Below are 15,276 nucleotides of genomic sequence, written 5' to 3'. Positions count from 1 at the left end.
TGGCGATTATTTTTTTAATACTTATATTTGATTTATGGACATCGAAAAAGACTATATAAAGCTGATCTTTGGGCTCAAACTCAAGCAAATCAGAACGCAAAAAAATCTTTCTCTTTTTGGCTTAGCCAAATTGACAAATCTTTCAAAATCGTATCTGAACGAGATTGAAAAGGGAAAAAAATATCCAAAAACCGATAAAATTTTGCTTTTGTGTGAACATTTGGAGACCAGTTATGACCAAATGGTTTCCTTAAAACTCGACAATAATCTCGCTCCGATTGGCGAAATCTTAAAATCAGGAATTTTAAAAGAGATTCCGCTTGAGCTTTTTGGTATTCAGGAGGCTGATTTGATTGACATCATTGCCAATGCTCCCGCAAAAGTCAATGCTTTTATTAGTACCATTATCGAAATTGCACAACATTATAACTTAAGCCGAGAAAGTTTTTTTCTGGCTGCTTTACGCTCGTATCAGGAAGCGCACAGTAATTATTTTGAAGATTTAGAACAGAAAGTAATTGAATTTTCTAATTCCTTTCAAATTAATCTAAATTCGAAAATTAGCATTGAGGAATTAGAAGCTATCCTAAAAGAAGAATACGATTATACCATTAAAGAAATTGCTTTTAAAGATCAGGAAGCTTTGGGCGATTTGCGCTCGATTTATGTGCCAAAAAGCAAGACTTTATTGCTTTCTACAGAAATCGACGCGCCTCAGAAAGCCTTTGTTTTAGCCAAAGAAATCGCTTATAATTACTTGCAATTATCAGATCGTTTATTAACGTTTAGCTGGATAAAATTCGACAATTTTGATCAGGTTTTGCATAATTTTTATGCTTCTTACTTTGCAGGAGCACTACTCTTGCCAAGACAATTAGTTGTAGAAAAGATTAATAATTTCCTAAATAATGAAAAACCAAATCCAGAGGAATTTGTTGCTCTTATAGCAAGTTTTGAAGTTTCTCCAGAATCTTTTTACCAGAGGTTGACCAATTTATTACCGAAAGATTTTCATTTGAAAAATTTATTCTTTTTGAGAATGTCTCACAAAATTGGCTCGGATAAATATCGAATAAAAAAAGAGTTGCATATTACCAACCAACAAGAACCGCATGCCAATGAAACCAACGAGCATTATTGCAGAAGATGGGTTTCTACAAAAACTATAGATGAGGCCATTAGGCAAAACAAACCACACTTTTTTGACGCTCAGATTTCGAGTTATGAAAATAGTGGCAATGAATATTTGGTCTTTTCATCGGCTACAAAAGATCCTTTTGTAGAAAATTGCATCAGAAGTATTTCGGTTGGGATTTTGATTAATGCCGCTATGAAAAAGAAATTCAAATTTATAGAAGGCAAACCTTTGGTGAAAAGAATTGTGGGTGTTACCTGCGAAACCTGCGCTGTAAAAGATTGCTTAGAAAGAGCTGCTCCGCCGATTGCGCTCGAAAAGAAAAAACGCCATGAAGATACTGATGCCGTGGTGCAACAGTATATTACGCAGTATAGCTAAGGTTTTTTATTGCTGATTTTAGATTGTTGATTTTTGATTGCTGATTGCTGATTTTGTGCGCAATCTTGTCATTCCGAGGAACGAGGAATCTCCGCGAGTAGCTCGACAAAGATTGGCGATTTACGTTATGGAGTTGCTTGTGGAGATCCCTCCTTCGTCGGGATGACAGACTGTGTGGTTACTTTGTCTTTTAATCAATACAACGCAACGTTTTTAAAACCTTTGTCACTTTGTTACTTTGTACCTTAACCCCTTAGCACCTTTTCTCACATGACTAATTATGAAAATAAAATTTCTAGTGTAGCCCTGATAGCAGCGGCATCCTATTGTTGCGGGGTTCGCAACAATAGATATAGCGAATAGCAGGACGAGAAGTATTTTGAAACTAAAATTACTGCTCCTGAAAAAATCTTCAACGCAGGACCTCAGCAACTTTCTTAATCTAGGTTAAGTGCCTTTTAGTGATGTTGGTCGTAAATTTGTACCATAGAATAATAAAACACATAGATCATGGAAAATATAGTCGTACACAAAGCAGCAACAAGAGGAAATGCGAACCACGGATGGCTTAATGCTTACCACAGTTTTAGTTTTGCAAGCTGGTATAACCCAGAAAGAATTCAGTTTGGAGCACTTCGTGTTTTAAACGATGATACGATTGCGGGCGGAATGGGTTTTGGGACACATCCTCACGACAATATGGAGATCATTACGATTCCGCTAGAAGGAGATTTAGCCCACAAAGACAACATGGGAAACACCGAAATCATCAAAAATGGTGATATTCAGGTAATGAGCGCCGGAACTGGGGTACAGCACAGCGAGTTTAACCCGAATGCCGATCAGCAAACAAAATTGTTGCAAATTTGGTTGTTTCCGAGCAAAAGAAATGTAACACCTCGTTACCAACAAATAACATTAGACGTAGCAGACAGACACAACAAATTTTCGCAAATTTTGTCTCCAAATGCAGACGATGAAGGAGTTTGGATTCATCAAGATGCCTGGTTTAATATGGGTAATTTTGACGCAGGTTTGACATCTGAATACAAAATAAAAAAAGAAGGCAATGGTGTTTATGCATTCGTTTTAAAAGGAAATGTAACCATCAACGGTCAGGAATTAAACACTCGTGATGCCATCGGAATTTCTGAAACTGACGTTTTGAACATCAAAGCCAATACAGACGCTGAGTTGTTATTAATGGATATTCCGATGAATTATTAAGTAGCGAAACAACACCTACTTTTTTCTCAAGAAACGATAAATTGCATGATTTTACAGGTATTTATCGTTTCTTTTTTTTTCCGCTTTCGCTAAAACGACCCAAAACTCCTAAACAACACCGAAACTTTACATCACGGACGTGAAACTTTACGTCAAGGACGTGAAATTTGGCGTCACGGACGTGAAATTTTACATCAAAGACGTGAAATTTGACGTCACGGACGTGAAATTTGGCATCACGGACGTGAAATTTGACATCACAGACGTGAAATTAGACATCACAAACGTGAAATTTCACGTAAATTGACACTGTTTCTTTCTATAATGTATCTTACTTCGTTTGTCTCCTATTCAAGCTCATAAAAAATCTCAGAATTCCTTCAGATAACATACACACTTTTATTTCTTAATCTAGGTTAAGTGCGTTTCGAATACTCTGATCGTAACTTTGTCCTATCAAAATGAAATAACTATTTAAAAATAAAAATTATGGCAACTACAAAATGGGCAATTGACCCAACACACTCAGAAATTGGTTTTAAAGTTAAACACATGATGTTTACAAATGTTTCAGGAAAATTCGGAACTTACGATGCATCAATCACTACAGACGGTGATAATTTTGAGAATGCAGCTATCGAATTCTCTGGCGATATCGCTTCTATCGACACTGCTAATGCAGACAGAGATGGTCACTTAAGAAGCGCCGATTTCTTTGATGTTGAAAACAATCCAAAACTGACTTTCAAAGCTTCATCATTCAAAAAAATTGATGCAGGAGATTATGAAATAACTGGAGATTTAACTATCAAAGGCATTTCTAAATCAGTAACTTTTCCTGTAGATTTTAGCGGAATCATGACTGACCCATGGGGAAATACAAAAGTGGGATTGAGTATTGAGGGAAAAATCAATCGTAAAGATTGGGGACTAAACTGGAACTCAGCTCTTGAAACTGGTGGTGTTTTGGTTGGTGAAGAAGTAAAATTGAATATCGAATTACAATTTGCAAAACAAGCATAATACGCATAATAATAGGTTTAATTTGGTTGGTTAAAAAGCCTGCACTTTTTAGGAAGTGCAGGCTTTTTTTGTTTGCCGTCATGTCCTAAAAAAAGTTTGCCTCGAATTACACAAATTTTCACTAATTTTTTTCTGTAAAAAACGGGATCTTTTCCTGTCCCAGATTAGAAGATTTTTAAAGATTCAAAATCAAAATAATCCTTTAATCTGTGGCAAAAAAATTAAACTAATAATTCGTGGAAATTTGTGTAATTAGTGGCAAAGTTATATTGGAGTATTTCGAAATTCGGTGGAAAACATTCCGGTTTGTTTTTGAAAAGTGCAGGCATTTTTTTTTAGTTTGCCACAGATTAAACGATTCTATAGATTTAAATCTGTGAAAATCTTTTTAATCTGTGGCATAAAAATATTTTAGTCAATAAACGAAAAAATAATTCGTGGAAATTTGTGTAATTCGAGGCAAAGTTATCTTGAAGTATTTCGAAATTCGGTGGGAGACATTCCGGTTTGTTTTTGAAAAGTGTAAGCATTTTTTTTTGTTTGCCACAGATTAAACGATTCTATAGATTTAAATCTGTGAAAATCTTTTTAATCTGTGGCATAAAAATATTTTAGTCAATAAACGAAAAAATAATTCGTGGAAATTTGTGTAATTAGTGGCAAAATCATCTTGGAGTATTTCGAAATTGAGTAGGAGACATTCCGGTTTGTTTTTTGAAAAATCTGGAGAAATACGAGTAATCTTCGTACCCAACTTTATAAGCCACTTCATTAACTGCTAATTCTTTGTCTATCAACATTCTTTTTATTTCCAGAGTTACGCGATCTGTTATTACTTCTGTTGCTGTTTTTTGTAAAATTTCATTGCAGATTCTGTTTAAATGTTTCAATGTAATATTTAGTTTCTCTGCATAAAAGGAAGGTAGTTTTTGAGTTTTGAAATATTGTTCTAAAAGAGCTTCAAATGTGCTTATTTTAATATTGTACGAATGTACTTGATGCGAATAGGTCTCACTGTATTTGCGGGCAATTTCGATATGAATGCAGTCTAAGAGATTCAACATTTTATCTAATTGCAATTTATTGTTTTGAAGATTCTCCTGAAACAACAAATCAAAATAAGGTACTATTTTCAGTATTTCTTCTGTTTCAAAAACCATTTCAGGTCTGTTAAGAATCGAATTATAAAAATTATAATCTTTGATTTTTTTCTGTCCGAAGTATAAATTATATAATTCTTGTGAAAAAATAATCACAAAACCTTCAATATCTTCTGATAAACTCCAATGATGCATTTGTCCAGGCTGTAAAACGAATAGACTTCCTTTTTTTATTTCGAATTGATCAAAATCAACTTCATGTTGTCCTGAACCATTCGTAAAAAACACCATTAAATAAGAATCATGACGATGTGGTTCTTCGACAAAACTGTGGCTTTTGAGATGCTCTTTAAAAGTATTCACATAAAAATCACGATGAATATCATTGCAGCTAAAATTCTGAACACTATATATTGGATATTTTTTCATGCAAATGTCTTTATTGTGCTATAAGTAGCGAAGATATAAAAAAGACTTTTATAAGCAGCTGAATTACCTTTGTATAAATAAAAAACAACAAGATCATGTCAAGTGCATTAACACATATTTTAAGTAACGAATGTCCTATTTGTCATAAAGGAAAAGTTTTTAAAGACAAAAATATTTTCCTGAATTTTGGTTTACCAAAAATGAATGAAACTTGCAGCCATTGCCATTATAAATTTCAAAAAGAACCTGGATATTTTTTTGGTGCTATGTACGTAAATTACGGATTAACCGTTGCGCAAGGTATTGCTACTTATTGTATTGCACAATTTTTTTTCGAAAAAACTTTCGATTTACGAATCATTCCAATTATTGCCGTTGTAATTATCTTACTCACTTCTTTCAATCTCCGATTTTCAAGATTAGCATGGATTTACATGTTTAAGGATTATACGAGCTAAAAAAATACTATTTTTGCCTTTCAATTGAAGCTAATTTTTCAATTATAAAAAATTCAATCTTTAAATTAGACAAATGAAAGCATACGTATTTCCGGGTCAGGGCGCACAATTTACAGGAATGGGCAAAGACTTATATGAAACATCGGCTTTGGCCAAAGAATTATTCGAAAAAGCCAATGAAATTTTAGGTTTTAGAATTACAGATATCATGTTTGAAGGTACTGCCGAAGAACTAAAAGAAACAAAAGTTACACAACCAGCAGTATTTTTACACTCAGTTATTTTAGCCAAAACTTTAGGAGCAGATTTTAAGCCCGAAATGGTTGCAGGACATTCGTTAGGCGAATTTTCGGCATTAGTTGCCAACGGAACTTTGTCTTTTGAAGACGCTTTACAATTAGTTTCAAAACGTGCTTTGGCGATGCAAAAAGCCTGCGAAATTAAACCTTCTACAATGGCTGCCGTTTTAGGATTAGCAGATAATATAGTCGAAGAGGTTTGTGCTTCTATTGATGGTGTTGTGGTTGCTGCCAACTACAACTGCCCGGGACAATTAGTAATTTCTGGCGAAACAACTGCTGTCGAAAAAGCTTATGAAGCCATGAAAGCAGCAGGGGCAAAACGTGCTTTGATTTTACCTGTTGGAGGAGCTTTTCACTCACCCATGATGGAGCCTGCAAGAGAAGAATTGGCCGCCGCTATTGAGGCAACAACATTCTCGACACCTATTTGTCCGGTATATCAAAATGTAACGGCAAACGCTGTTTCTGATGCAAACGAGATCAAAAAGAATTTAATTATTCAGCTTACAGCACCTGTAAAATGGACACAATCTGTACAACAAATGATCGCTGACGGCGCTACTTTATTTACCGAAGTTGGACCAGGAAAAGTACTAACAGGCCTGATTGGAAAAATTGATAAAGAAGCGGTTACTGCTAATGCATAATTTGTAGACAAAAACTAGTTTTTCATAGAAAATCTACATAAAGCAAAGTCCTCATAAACTAAATAAGTTTGTGAGGATTTTTTATTTCAGAGCTCTTTTGCTTCGATACAGTAATTATTAATAATACCCGTTATCAAATAATTCTGATCTCTTTTTTCAAAGAAAATATACCAAGTTGTTCGTGTATTCGTTTTATAAAAAACATATTGAGAACCTAAATATTGTAGTGAATGCGGTGATTTTTTGTGAGGAATCTTTTTTACTCTTTCAGGAATTACATCATAAATAGCAGAAACATATTCTTCCGCAGATTCTACAAAACCAAAATATTCTTTTTTATATAAAACTCTAACTAAATCATCAAGATACCGAATAACATCTGGGGTAAAGAAAACTACTATTTTCCCCACCATTCTCTGATTCTTTTAATAGATTCCTCTTTTGCTTCCTCCAGAGTCAGTCCTTTGGCAAACTCAGCATCAAAATCAAAAGTATCTGGGTCTATGCGTTTAAATTTTGATTGCTGAGGATCGTATTGTAGGGCCGGTTCTTCAACTTTATTGTTATTATTTTCTTTCTTCTCGTTCATAATCCGTTTCTTTAGATAACGAATTTACAATAAATTCATTACAACAAAAAATCCCAAATAATCAAAATGATCATTTGGGATTTTATTTTTTATCTAAAAAGTGCTATTTCAACTCAGACTAAGAGCGAACCTTCTGCTCCCATTTCCATGCACTTTCCATTGCATCGTCTAATGTTAACTGTGCTTTCCAACCTAAAACAGTATTTGCTTTATCTGTATTAGCATACGCTTCAGTGATATCGCCTTCGCGACGTGGCATAAATTGGTAAGGTATTTTCTTTTCGCTTACCTTTTCAAAACTAGTAATAACCTCCAAAACAGAACTTCCTTTGCCTGTTCCTAAATTGAAAGTCTCAACTTTGTGCAAATTCTTTTTATTCAGCAAGCGTTGCAATGCTATTACATGCGCTTTCGCTAAATCGACAACATGAATGTAATCACGAATCGCAGTCCCGTCTGCTGTTGGATAATCATTTCCAAAAACAGATAATTCTTTTCGTAATCCTATTCCGGTCTGGGTAATAAACGGAACCAAATTTTGAGGAACACCTAATGGTAATTCTCCAATTTCAGTAGTTTCATGAGCTCCTACCGGGTTAAAATAACGCAACAAAATTGCGCTGATATTGGTAACTTTTGCCGTATCTGTAATTATTTCTTCTCCTATTTGTTTGGTATTTCCATAAGGAGACATTGCAACCTGTACAGGAGCATCTTCTGTAATTGGCATCTTTTCGGCTTGACCGTACACTGTACAAGAAGAGCTAAAAATAAAGCTTGCCTCTGTTTTTTGCTGTAATTCTTGTAACAGATACACTAATGCGCTAATATTGTTTTCATAGTACAACAAAGGGTTTTCGACACTTTCTCCCACTGCTTTTGAAGCTGCAAAATGAATGACTCCGGCAATATCACTGTGTTTCTTAAAGAAATTCTGAACCGCTGTCTTTTCTCTTAAATCTAACTTTTCAAATAAAGGCTCTTTTCCTGTTATCTTGACAATCCCTTTCAAAACATCTTCCGAAGAATTTGAGAGGTTATCGATTATCACCACTTCAAAGCCTTCATTTTGCAGTTCGACTACAGTATGCGAACCAATAAATCCTAATCCTCCTGTTACTAATATTTTCATTTTTAATTATTTAAAAACTCTAAAACAGAATCTGTAATAAACTTAATTTGCTCATCATCTAACTCGGTGTGCATTGGCAATGCAATTACTTCTGTACACAACTGATTGGTTACAGGAAAATCTTCTTCCTGGTATCTTGAACTAGCATACGCTTTTTGGCTATGCAACGGAATCGGGTAATAAATGGCACATGGAATCCCTTTATCCTGCAAATGCGCTAACAATCCGTCGCGTTTTCCGTTCAGAATTCTGATAACATACTGATGAAAAACGTGGCAATCACAGCTTTCACAAATCGTTGGTGCCCAAATATCCGGACTCACACTTAGAGCCAAACTATATTTTCTAGCCGCATCTTGTCGTGCTTTATTGTAAGCGTCTAAATTGGGCAATTTAGCTTTTAAAACTCCCGCCTGAATACTATCTAAACGAGAATTTACCCCTACTACATCATGATGGTATCTTTCGTACATTCCATGATTTACAATACCTCGCAAGATGTGCGCCAACTCATCATCATTAGTAAAAATTGCTCCTCCATCTCCGTAACAACCTAAATTTTTAGAAGGGAAAAAAGAAGTTGCGCCCACATGACCAATTGTTCCTAATTTCTTTTTAGAACCATCTTGAGACTTATAATCGGCTCCAATTGCTTGTGCATTATCTTCGATTACATAGAGATTATGCTCGTTCGCAATTTCCATAATGGCATCCATATTGGCTGCACGACCAAATAAATGTACAGGAACAATTGCCTTGGTTTTTGGCGTAATCGCTTTTCTAATTCCGTCAAGCGAAATATTCATATTATTCATATCAACATCCACCAAAACTGGCGTAAGTTGAAGCAAAGCGATAACTTCAACAGTTGCTGCAAATGTAAAATCTGCCGTGATTACCTCATCGCCGGGTTTCAAATCAAGCCCCATCATAGCAATTTGCAATGCATCGGTTCCATTAGCACATGGAATAACGTGTTTAACATCTAAATATTGCTCTAAATCAGCTTGAAATTGATGAACTAAAGGCCCATTTATATAAGTATTTGTTTCTAAAACCTCTTGAATTGAAGCATCTACAGTCGCTTTTATTTTCTCGTATTGACCTTTTAAGTCAACCATTTGAATTTTTTTCATTTATCTTTCTTTAATTTAAAACTTTAAGATTTGATTTTACAACCGAATCATCAAAACAAAGAACAAAAATAGTTATTTAATACCTTCAAACAATGAAAATAATCGAAAGAAACGTATTTTAGCCCAAAAAATAAACTCATGCTTTTTCTCTATAATTTAGTTGTTTCTATTGCGTCGTTTTTTCTAAAAATCATCGCACTTTTTAGCCCAAAAATTAAACTTTTTGTTGAAGGCCGAAAAAATGTATTTGCAGTTTTGGAGCAAAAAATAAATCCTTCAGACAGAACGATCTGGTTTCATACAGCTTCACTTGGCGAATATGAACAAGGTCTGCCAGTGATAGAAAAAATAAAAGAAAAACATCCTTCTCACAAAATTATCATTACTTTTTTTTCGCCTTCAGGTTATGAGGTAAGAAAAAACAATACTGTTGCCGATGTCACTGTATACCTGCCTTTAGACACCAAAAACAATGCAAACAAATTTTTAAAATTGGTACATCCGGAAATGGTTTTCTTCATAAAATACGAATTTTGGCTGAACTATCTCAACGAATTAAAAAAACTAAAAGCACCTACTTATTTGATCTCAGGAATTTTTAGAGACAATCAAATGTTTTTTAAATGGTATGGCGGATTTTATCGAAAAGCACTTGAAACTTTTACGTATTTTTTTGTTCAGAATCAAAGTTCGAAAGAAAAAATTGAGGCTATTGGTTTCCATAACGTAATTATTTCTGGCGATACCCGATTTGATCGCGTGGCAGCAATTCTGGAACGAGACAATCATGTAGATTTTATAGCCGCATTTACAAACAACAAACCCACTGTAATCATCGGAAGCTCTTGGCCAAAAGACGAAACCCTGCTAATTGAATACATCAACCAAGCTCCCAAAAACATAAAATTTATCATTGCTCCTCATAATATAAAAACAGAACAAATTGCCAATCTTAAAGCTCAAATCACAAAATCTACAGTATTATTCTCAGATAAAGAAAACAAAAATTTAGCCGATTACACAGTTTTTATTATTGATACCGTTGGGTTATTGACCAAAATCTACAGCTACGGAACGATTGCTTATGTAGGCGGAGGCTTTGGAAATCCTGGTATTCACAACATATTAGAACCCGCAACATTTGGAATTCCGATTGTGATTGGACCAAATTATTCTAATTTTGCAGAAGCAGTTCAATTGGTAGCTATAGGAGGCTGTATGGTTATTGCTAACAAAGAAGAGTTAAATTCTACTTTTGATCGACTGCTTACAGATGAAAGTTTTCTGAAAGAAAAAGGTACAATTTGCAAGTCGTACATTCAAGACAACAAAGGAGCAACAGACTGCATATTAAAAACGATATCCTGAGCATTCTAAAACACCAATACATAGTTTTGATACTAATTTTACAAAAAAAATGCTTTAAAGGAGTTTATTTTCGCTTTTGCGGCTTATCGAATAATCAATCAAAAGGAAAATAAACTGCAACTAAACAAATCAAAAAAGCCAATTGTTTTTTAAAAATTCAACAAAAAATAAATAATACAAAAAATACAATAATATATTGCAATATTGCAGTTTTGGCATATTTATTGATAAATAAGATAATCGTGAGCAGCGAAAATATTTTAAAAAAAATATGAAAAAATATTTTACATATTAAAAAATTTATATCTTTGCCACGAATTAATAATTAACCTTTTATAATAAAGTAAGATGAAAAAAGTATTTTTAAGTTTAGCTGTTGTTGCTGTTTTAACTGTTGTATCTTGTAAAAAAGCTGACGCTGCAGCTACTGAAGCTGTAGATTCTACTGCTGTAACTGTTGATTCTGCTGCTGCTGTAGTTGATTCTGCTGCTGCTACTGTAGATTCAGCTGCTGCTACTGTTGATTCAGCTGCTGCAAAAGTTGAAGAAGCTGCTAAAGAAGTAAAAAAATAATTAGAACTTAGTTCTAACGATTTTAAAACCATCCATTGTGATGGTTTTTTTTTATTTGATTAAATTTTAATCAGTTGCAATAAAAAAAAGCGTTTTGAAATATTCAGAACGCTTTTTTTTATTCAATCACCTCTTGACCTACCATCTCATCTTCAAAAATCGAATCATTAGAAGAGAAATCCAAAATCTCTGCCTTAGCCCCATATTGCACAATTTCTTTTATACCTTTTTGCAAAAGCAATTCTGTTGTGTATTTTCGACTTGTAGCAAAGTGATCGCTACCCAACATCAATTTAAAGAAATACTTCCCTCCTGAGCCTTTAAACTTTAAAAAGTTAGCCGTTTCGATACTTGCTTTAAATCTTTCAATATCTTCTTCACATTCAAACTTCAATTCATAACTTAAACTTGTAAAAATCACTTTTCCTTTCCGAGAAGTAAATACAAATTTATATTCATCATTAAACCTTTTACTAATTACAAAAGCACCCATTTAAAGTTGATTGTTGATTGTTGATTGTTGATTGTTGATTGTTGATTGCTGATTGCTGATTGCTGATTGCTGATTGCTGATTGCTGATTGCTGATTGCTGATTGCTGATTGCTGATTGCTGATTGCTGATTGCTGATTGCTGATTGCTGATTGCTGATTGCTGATTGCTGATCTGCGAAATAAATTTACTTCGCAAATTTATTTTTACTAACAACTAAGTTTACACCATAAAAAAAGCCTCTTCAAAAGAAGAGGCTTTAGTACTCAGAGCGGGACTTGAACCCGCACGAACATTGCTGTTCACTGGATTTTAAGTCCAGCGTGTCTACCAATTTCACCATCCGAGCATTGTATAGTTTTGAGCGAAAAACGGGGCTCGAACCCGCGACCTCGACCTTGGCAAGGTCGCGCTCTACCAACTGAGCTATTTTCGCGTTTCAAATTCTAGTAAGAACTGCAACACCAGAGTTGTTCTGTATTGCGGATGCAAATTTAGGACATTTATTCAATTAAACAAGCCTTTTTTCAAAAAAAATTACACTTATTTTATAACCTTCTGATAACCTAAACTTTAAACACTAAAATTATTTCCTAACCAACATTCTTTTTATCTCATTAAGCTTCATCAGTGCTTCTACAGGCGTAATTGCATTGATATCTAAGGTTAAAATTTCCTCTTTTATCTGTTCTAACAACGGATCATCTAAATTAAAAAAGCTCATTTGCATCTCGTCATTTGCAGATTTGATTCCGTTTAAAGCATCGCTGGAATGATTTTTTTCTAATTTCTTTAAAAGTTTTTGTGCTTTCAAAATAACCGTTTGTGGCATTCCGGCCATTTTTGCCACATGTATACCAAAACTATGCGCACTTCCTCCTTTTACCAGTTTTCTGATAAAAAGAACGGTATCTTTCAATTCTTTTACAGCCACATTGTAATTCTGAATTCTTGGTAATGATTCTGTCATTTCATTCAGCTCGTGATAATGTGTCGCAAACAACGTTTTTGCTCTTCCCGGATGCTCATGCAAAAATTCGGCAATAGCCCAGGCAATCGAAATTCCGTCATAAGTACTCGTTCCTCTTCCTATTTCGTCTAATAAAACCAAACTTCTGTCTGAAATATTATTCAAAATTGATGCGGTTTCATTCATTTCGACCATAAAAGTAGATTCTCCCATCGAAATATTGTCCGACGCACCTACTCTGGTAAAGATTTTATCTACAATACCCATTCTAACGCTGTCAGCCGGAACAAAACTTCCCATTTGAGCCAATAATACGATGAGAGCCGTTTGGCGCAAAATAGCCGATTTACCCGACATATTCGGACCTGTAATCATGATAATCTGTTGACTTTCTCTGTCCAGATAAACGTCGTTGGCGATATAAGGAGTACCAACAGGCAATTGTTTTTCGATAACGGGATGACGCCCATTTTTGATTTCAAGTTCAAAAGTATCATCAATTTCGGGACACACATATTTATTTTCGACCGCCAATTGCGTAAAGGAGCACAAACAATCCAATTGCGCAACCAAATAAGCATTCATTTGAACGGGTTTAATATATGTTGCAATCCAAGCCACTAATTGCTCAAAAAGTTCCGATTCTATTTTCTGGATTTTTTCCTCGGCACCCAAAATTTTAGTTTCGTATTCTTTTAATTCTTCGGTAATGTAACGTTCTGCATTTACTAAAGTTTGCTTCCGAATCCATTCTGGCGGCACTTTGTCTTTATGCGTATTTCGAACTTCAATATAATATCCAAAAACATTATTGAAAGATATTTTTAAAGAAGAAATCCCTGTACGCTCCGATTCTCTTTTTTCTATGCCTTCTAAATATTCTTTTCCTGAAGAAGAAATAGCCCTCAAATCGTCTAATTCTTCATTAATTCCTTTCGCAATGGCATTTCCTTTTGCAACCGCAACTGGCGCATCCTGATTAAGCGTTGTTTTAATTTTTTCTCTCAGCAAATCACAACTGTGCAAACTGTCTCCAATAACTTTAACAGCTTCTTGCGGACTCTCGAGCGCCAATGTTTTTATCGGAATGATAGCATCTAATGATTCTTTTAAATAAACTATTTCGCGTGGAGAAACTTTCCCTGCTGCGATTTTAGAAATCAAACGTTCTAAATCTGAAATTTGCTTGATTTGATATTGAATATTATTCAGGATTTCAGGATTTGATTTCAGATACGAAACCACATCGTGACGCCCTTTTATCTTACTCGCTTCTTTTAAAGGTAGCGCCAACCAACGTTTCAGCAGTCGGCCGCCCATTGGCGAAAGCGTTCTGTCTATGACATCCAAAAGCGTTACAGCATTCGGATTGTAACTGTGATACAATTCCAGATTTCGAATCGTAAAACGATCCATCCAGACATACGCATCTTCTGCTATACGCTGAATTGCAGTGATGTGCTGTACGCGGTTATGCTGTGTTTCGGAGAGATAATACAAAATGGCGCCAGAGGCAATAATACCGTCTTTTAAATCCTCTACTCCAAAACCTTTTAAAGAAATAGTTTGAAAATGCTTGGTGATGATTTCTAAAGCGTAATCTTCTTTGTATATCCAATCTTCGAGGTAAAAACTATGAAAATCTTCCCCAAAAGCTTCTTTAAAATCATTTTTATTGTTTTTTGGAACCAGAATTTCACTTGGATTAAAATTCTGCAGCAATTTATCTATGTATTCTGCATTTCCCTGAGCTGTCAAAAATTCGCCCGTCGAAACATCCAAAAAAGAAACTCCGATACTTTTATTCGCAAAATAAACAGATGCTAAAAAGTTATTGGTCTTGGATTGCAACACTTCATCGTTTAAAGAAACTCCGGGCGTTACCAATTCTGTAACACCACGTTTTACGATAGTTTTTGTCATTTTCGGATCTTCTAACTGATCACAAATTGCGACACGAAGACCTGCTTTTACCAATTTTGGTAAATACGTATTAATAGAATGATGCGGAAAACCAGCTAAGGCCGTCTCAGTCTCCGAACCAGCCCCCCTCTTGGTTAATGTTATTCCGAGGATTTTTGACGCCCGAACAGCATCTTCACCAAAGGTTTCATAAAAATCCCCTACTCTAAAAAGCAGACATGCATCAGGATATTTTCTCTTGATTTCGTTGTACTGTTTCATCAAGGGCGTTTCTTTCACCACTTTTTCTTTCGCTGCCAAATCTTTGTTTTTTTAATTGAAAAATCAGATAGCGAATTTATGCTATTTTGAAGGAATAATAAACTGCTTCAAAAATTAAAATTTTTAAGGAA

At 34.7% G+C, this 15,276-nt stretch carries 14 protein-coding genes and 2 tRNA genes; 7 read left to right on the top strand and 9 right to left on the bottom strand.

Annotated elements, in window-relative coordinates; all coding sequences use genetic code 11:
* Nucleotides 1-34: 34 nt before the first annotated feature.
* From J3495_RS00845 to J3495_RS00835, 3 genes are all read left to right on the top strand, one after another.
* Nucleotides 35-1,516, top strand: a complete 1,482-nt coding sequence (locus J3495_RS00845) for a helix-turn-helix domain-containing protein (protein WP_210664668.1) — start codon at nt 35-37, stop codon at nt 1,514-1,516.
* Nucleotides 1,517-2,026: 510 nt separating this feature from the next.
* Complete coding sequence (locus J3495_RS00840) at nt 2,027-2,743, top strand: pirin family protein (protein ID WP_210664667.1); 717 nt, start codon at nt 2,027-2,029, stop codon at nt 2,741-2,743.
* A gap of 489 nt (nt 2,744-3,232) precedes the next feature.
* Complete coding sequence (locus tag J3495_RS00835; RefSeq protein WP_210664666.1) at nt 3,233-3,766, top strand: YceI family protein; 534 nt, start codon at nt 3,233-3,235, stop codon at nt 3,764-3,766.
* A 665-nt stretch (nt 3,767-4,431) separates the two neighbouring features.
* On the opposite strand, the gene J3495_RS00830 is transcribed toward J3495_RS00835, so the two are convergent.
* Nucleotides 4,432-5,295 (bottom strand): helix-turn-helix domain-containing protein, encoded by an 864-nt coding sequence (locus J3495_RS00830; RefSeq protein WP_210664665.1) that lies wholly within the window; start codon nt 5,293-5,295, stop codon nt 4,432-4,434.
* A 95-nt stretch (nt 5,296-5,390) separates the two neighbouring features.
* Between J3495_RS00830 and J3495_RS00825 the strand changes: the two genes are divergently transcribed.
* Nucleotides 5,391-5,753 (top strand): DUF983 domain-containing protein, encoded by a 363-nt coding sequence (locus J3495_RS00825; RefSeq protein ID WP_210664664.1) that lies wholly within the window; start codon nt 5,391-5,393, stop codon nt 5,751-5,753.
* A gap of 73 nt (nt 5,754-5,826) precedes the next feature.
* Nucleotides 5,827-6,702 (top strand): ACP S-malonyltransferase, encoded by an 876-nt coding sequence (gene fabD / locus J3495_RS00820; protein ID WP_210664663.1) that lies wholly within the window; start codon nt 5,827-5,829, stop codon nt 6,700-6,702.
* An 86-nt stretch (nt 6,703-6,788) separates the two neighbouring features.
* Here the strand turns inward: fabD and J3495_RS00815 are convergent, their stop codons facing one another.
* The 4 genes from J3495_RS00815 to J3495_RS00800 form a co-directional block, all read right to left on the bottom strand.
* Nucleotides 6,789-7,115 carry a hypothetical protein gene (locus J3495_RS00815; RefSeq protein ID WP_210664662.1) on the bottom strand — a complete coding sequence of 109 codons (327 nt, stop codon included), beginning with the start codon at nt 7,113-7,115 and terminating at the stop codon, nt 6,789-6,791.
* Nucleotides 7,100-7,291, bottom strand: a complete 192-nt coding sequence (locus tag J3495_RS00810) for a hypothetical protein (RefSeq protein ID WP_210664661.1) — start codon at nt 7,289-7,291, stop codon at nt 7,100-7,102. Before J3495_RS00810 ends, J3495_RS00815 begins: the two co-directional genes overlap by 16 nt.
* 118 nt (nt 7,292-7,409) lie before the next feature.
* Nucleotides 7,410-8,423: a UDP-glucose 4-epimerase GalE gene (gene galE / locus J3495_RS00805; protein WP_210664660.1), complete on the bottom strand. Its 1,014-nt coding sequence runs from the start codon at nt 8,421-8,423 to the stop codon at nt 7,410-7,412.
* 2 nt (nt 8,424-8,425) lie between these two features.
* Nucleotides 8,426-9,559: a DegT/DnrJ/EryC1/StrS family aminotransferase gene (locus J3495_RS00800; RefSeq protein ID WP_210664659.1), complete on the bottom strand. Its 1,134-nt coding sequence runs from the start codon at nt 9,557-9,559 to the stop codon at nt 8,426-8,428.
* Nucleotides 9,560-9,697: 138 nt separating this feature from the next.
* Between J3495_RS00800 and J3495_RS00795 the strand changes: the two genes are divergently transcribed.
* Entirely contained in the window at nt 9,698-10,927 is a 1,230-nt protein-coding gene (locus J3495_RS00795; RefSeq protein WP_210664658.1) for a 3-deoxy-D-manno-octulosonic acid transferase, read from the top strand.
* A gap of 348 nt (nt 10,928-11,275) precedes the next feature.
* Nucleotides 11,276-11,500 carry a PG1828 family lipoprotein gene (locus J3495_RS00790; RefSeq protein WP_210664657.1) on the top strand — a complete coding sequence of 75 codons (225 nt, stop codon included), beginning with the start codon at nt 11,276-11,278 and terminating at the stop codon, nt 11,498-11,500.
* A 118-nt stretch (nt 11,501-11,618) separates the two neighbouring features.
* Here the strand turns inward: J3495_RS00790 and J3495_RS00785 are convergent, their stop codons facing one another.
* The 4 genes from J3495_RS00785 to mutS form a co-directional block, all read right to left on the bottom strand.
* Complete coding sequence (locus tag J3495_RS00785; RefSeq protein WP_210664656.1) at nt 11,619-11,993, bottom strand: DUF1508 domain-containing protein; 375 nt, start codon at nt 11,991-11,993, stop codon at nt 11,619-11,621.
* A gap of 261 nt (nt 11,994-12,254) precedes the next feature.
* Nucleotides 12,255-12,340, bottom strand: a tRNA-Leu gene (locus J3495_RS00780).
* 14 nt (nt 12,341-12,354) lie between these two features.
* Nucleotides 12,355-12,427 (bottom strand) — tRNA-Gly (locus tag J3495_RS00775).
* 150 nt (nt 12,428-12,577) lie between these two features.
* Nucleotides 12,578-15,184: a DNA mismatch repair protein MutS gene (gene mutS, locus J3495_RS00770; protein WP_210664655.1), complete on the bottom strand. Its 2,607-nt coding sequence runs from the start codon at nt 15,182-15,184 to the stop codon at nt 12,578-12,580.
* Nucleotides 15,185-15,276 lie beyond the last annotated feature (92 nt).

This window comes from Flavobacterium geliluteum (assembly GCF_017948595.1).
GTDB lineage: Bacteria > Bacteroidota > Bacteroidia > Flavobacteriales > Flavobacteriaceae > Flavobacterium > Flavobacterium flavipigmentatum.
This window is presented reverse-complemented; position numbering and strand designations above follow the sequence as displayed.